Source organism: Vibrio sp. 1874, assembly GCF_033344395.1.
Taxonomy (GTDB): domain Bacteria; phylum Pseudomonadota; class Gammaproteobacteria; order Enterobacterales; family Vibrionaceae; genus Vibrio; species Vibrio alginolyticus.
In genome coordinates this window covers 1-3270 of record NZ_JAWPOR010000043.1, presented here as the reverse complement: position 1 = coordinate 3270, position 3270 = coordinate 1, and the positions used below count along the sequence as shown (strand labels likewise).

The window sequence follows — 3270 nt, the reverse complement described above, 5'->3', positions numbered from 1 at the left end:
CTTTTTAAACACTTTCCTGCAATCTAAACATGCAAATTTCACTGTAATATTTGATTTCATCCTGAATACCTAACGCCGCATTAAGGTGTGAGCGGCGCTTGGCTATACTTGAGCGAAGCGAAAACGCCAAGCGTTGCGAATCACTCTTAAATGCTTTGTTAGCACTCAGTTCACACGTACAGATAGATGAATCGCTAATTTAGCCAAGATTACATTTTGATCATTTTCAGATACAAAAGGACAATTACAATGGTTATGAATATCAACAATAGAGTCTGCAGTATCGATACTGTCGAGATATGCCATTATAAGTTGAATCGATGCCTGATAATTATCATTAGCAGACGTTGTTGAAGGACTTGTTTCGTAGATAACACCATAGGATGCGAGTGAAGGATCATATACAGTGACGTTTGAAAAAAACTGACCACCTTGTTTCTTGATAATATCAATAACAAAATGACGCCCGTTTTTTGATTTAACATTTAGATCATGTAACTCACCAACAGACGAAACAGAAAATACCGTTGACATAAAGTCTCCTTAATACTAGCTAGAATATAGTTATCCGAATCTCAGATAACACCAAAAAATCAATTAAACAATGTTAGAGCATAAAAGCACCTACTTTAAACTGTTATGACATAAAGAGTGCTAACGCCGCATTAAGGTGTGAGCGACGTTTGGCTATACTTGAGCGAAGCGAAAATGCCAAGCGTTGCGAATCACTCTTAAATGCTTTGTTATGCGTACTTTTCCTCGAACATCTGTTTATAGGATTTATTCTGCAATGCTGAACCTGTCAACCCAAACTTGCTAGCTAGGGCTTCAAGTTCCGACCTATAAGCAATTAGCATTGATTCATCGTCTGTCATGATAGCGAACTCAGCAAAGTCGCCAATACCATCTAATGAATCAACCGTGATATGAAACTTGCCAACGAAATAGATACTTCGAGTTTTGGTAGCCTTTAACGTAATTTCGTACCCCATAGTTTCAAGCATACTTTTAGCATTTTCTGCATCAGTGATATTAGTCGCTTCACATCGGTCTGCCTCAGGGCCTTTTACAATCCAAAGCTTAATACCCGAAGGCTTCATAGTGCGAATACAGACACTCTTATTCTGCTGATACAATGATTTATCAGGAGTATCAAAATAACAATCGGATTCTAGATTGTCCTCAACCATTATTTCATGAGGTATATTTTTCAAAACATTCATGAAATTAGTCTTCGACTCAAGGCGGTACTTTAGCTCTACCTCATACTTACCTTGAAAATGCTCATCGCTCATCTTGGGATCCTATAACAAAATGCGAATTTTACCATAAGAGAGAGTAGCTAATCATGCTCGTACGCATAACGCTTTGCTAAGGTGCAGCTAACCAACCATTAAGTTCAAGCAAAGCCACCGTAATCACTAAACTCACCCAAACCAAAAATGCCAAAGGTTAGCTGTCACTCTTAAGCAATTTGTTAGCATTCGCTTATTAGAACGCCAGAACACATATTAATAACGGCATAGATGCATTTACTAGTTTAAGCCACCAATCATTCCCATAAGCCGTTTCATTCGCTCCAACAAATCATCATAGGTTATTATCTTTACCTTACGATTCACATTTAATGAAAACAAAATTTGTTTTTGGTCTTCTGAGAGGTCTTTTGAGCGACCAATAACGACAAAACCTTCAGGATTATATTGATTCGTTAACCATTTCGGTGCATTATTTGTCCCTAATCTAATTTCGTTAATCCAGTCTTCCACTTGTTGAGATGCATGAGTAACTTTTTTTCTTATACGGTTGGACTTCGTAAATATTTTATCACTATGACGCTCCAGCTCAACCAATACTACTTTTTTGTCGACTTGCTCATAACGTATAACTAAGTCTGCTCTATAGCGACCTATTCTAACTTCGCTGAACATAGAGGCCATATGACTATCTAAAATTTGTGGATTTTTATTTAAAAATTCATGTAGCTCTTTTTCTTTTGTCGATCTACTACCAATTAGTCTACAGAAATGAACAAATCTATTTTCCAGTTTCGTAGAATCAGAAATTTTGGGGCATAAACTAGATATTTTCTCTCTAAGAGCTTGTTCTTTAGTTTTAATAGGAATACCTGAGTCTTCAATTTCTTCGACACCTATCGGAGGCATCAACTCTCCTCCTCCCTCAGACAAAACTTTCACATCAGTGTTCTTAAATTCACCTAATATTACCGCTGGAACCATACTAATATCCATTGCTGCATAAGCAAGGTATACAGGATAATCGTCATCAGTTATGAAAACATTACCATCTTCATAGATAAGCAACTCAGAAAAAGAAAAGCCAAAATCACACATTTTGTTAATGTAAGACTGAATTCTTTCTTTCGGAATAGATAATGCGTATTCAATATCACGTGGCTTAATAATATTTAATGGAACTTCTGCTTTATAGCATTTTATTTCATTTTTATGAGCCTTAACTATTAAATCTAATAAATAGTCATTATCAGTAAGCTTATCTTGTTCATCAACAATTATTAAATCTTTTGTTAATACTGGATACTCGTAACGGTGATAGGCTATTAAACATCGGAGAGCAAATACGGCATACTCATTTGATTGCACACTTTCCTTAGATATATGAGTCCAGCCATTAATGGTAAAAAGAGAAACAAATGGCTCTGGTTCTTTTTTACACACTCGAATTTCTAGGCGTACTGCTTTCTTCGTTAAGTACTCTCTATCGAAAATTGTTATAGAATAGACTAAACCAGCGCCTTTAAGCTCTTCTCTTTGAATTAACACTCCTTTTTCTACATCTTGAATACGAGAAGTTATAAAGCAAAACTCAGGAAGAGGTAATGTTTCCAATTGAGATATCTTAGACTTACATTCCGCAAGCTGTGGTAAATCGCCTTCAGAATAAACTAAATCTTTTTTTATCATTAAAATTGCATTATACATATCACCAACTAAGGGGTTGGCTTGATAGTGCTCTAAAATCCAACTTTTTATTTCTTCTGAACTTCCTATCCTTTTTTCGCCTTCCGAAATCTCTAGTAGAAGCTCTCTTCTGAGCTCACTAAGCATTGAGAAAACTCCATTTTCAGATGAAGGAGTTCCTAAATTCTCTACTCTTTTCGTTACAAGTTTCATTATAATCCTTCAAAACCTGATTGACGCTATTTGCATGCTAACGCCGCATTAAGGTGTGAGCAACGCTACCACGAAACCTAACCATACAACCGTAAACACAAAACCCAACGATGGA

General features: G+C 36.1%; 3 protein-coding genes. All 3 read right to left on the bottom strand.

Annotation, left to right across the window (positions count from 1 at the left end; genetic code table 11):
- Positions 1–165: 165 nt before the first annotated feature.
- Positions 166–534, bottom strand: a complete 369-nt coding sequence (locus tag R8N46_RS24265; RefSeq protein WP_064354094.1) for a hypothetical protein — start codon at positions 532–534, stop codon at positions 166–168.
- Positions 535–743: 209 nt separating this feature from the next.
- The gene (cyaB, locus tag R8N46_RS24260) at positions 744–1295 is read right to left on the bottom strand and encodes a class IV adenylate cyclase (protein ID WP_115386074.1); all 552 of its coding nucleotides are present in this window, start codon (positions 1293–1295) and stop codon (positions 744–746) included.
- A 240-nt stretch (positions 1296–1535) separates the two neighbouring features.
- Positions 1536–3155: a Shedu immune nuclease family protein gene (locus R8N46_RS24255; RefSeq protein WP_250156752.1), complete on the bottom strand. Its 1620-nt coding sequence runs from the start codon at positions 3153–3155 to the stop codon at positions 1536–1538.
- Between the last annotated feature and the right edge of the window lie 115 nt (positions 3156–3270).

What these genes read in the sequence shown, in the direction of transcription:
- R8N46_RS24265 (WP_064354094.1), bottom strand. Translation starts at nt 534, where the DNA reads ATGTCAACGGTATTTTCTGTTTCGTCTGTTGGTGAGTTACATGATCTA.
- R8N46_RS24255 (WP_250156752.1), bottom strand. Translation starts at nt 3,155, where the DNA reads ATGAAACTTGTAACGAAAAGAGTAGAGAATTTAGGAACTCCTTCATCT.
- cyaB (WP_115386074.1), bottom strand. Translation starts at nt 1,295, where the DNA reads ATGAGCGATGAGCATTTTCAAGGTAAGTATGAGGTAGAGCTAAAGTAC.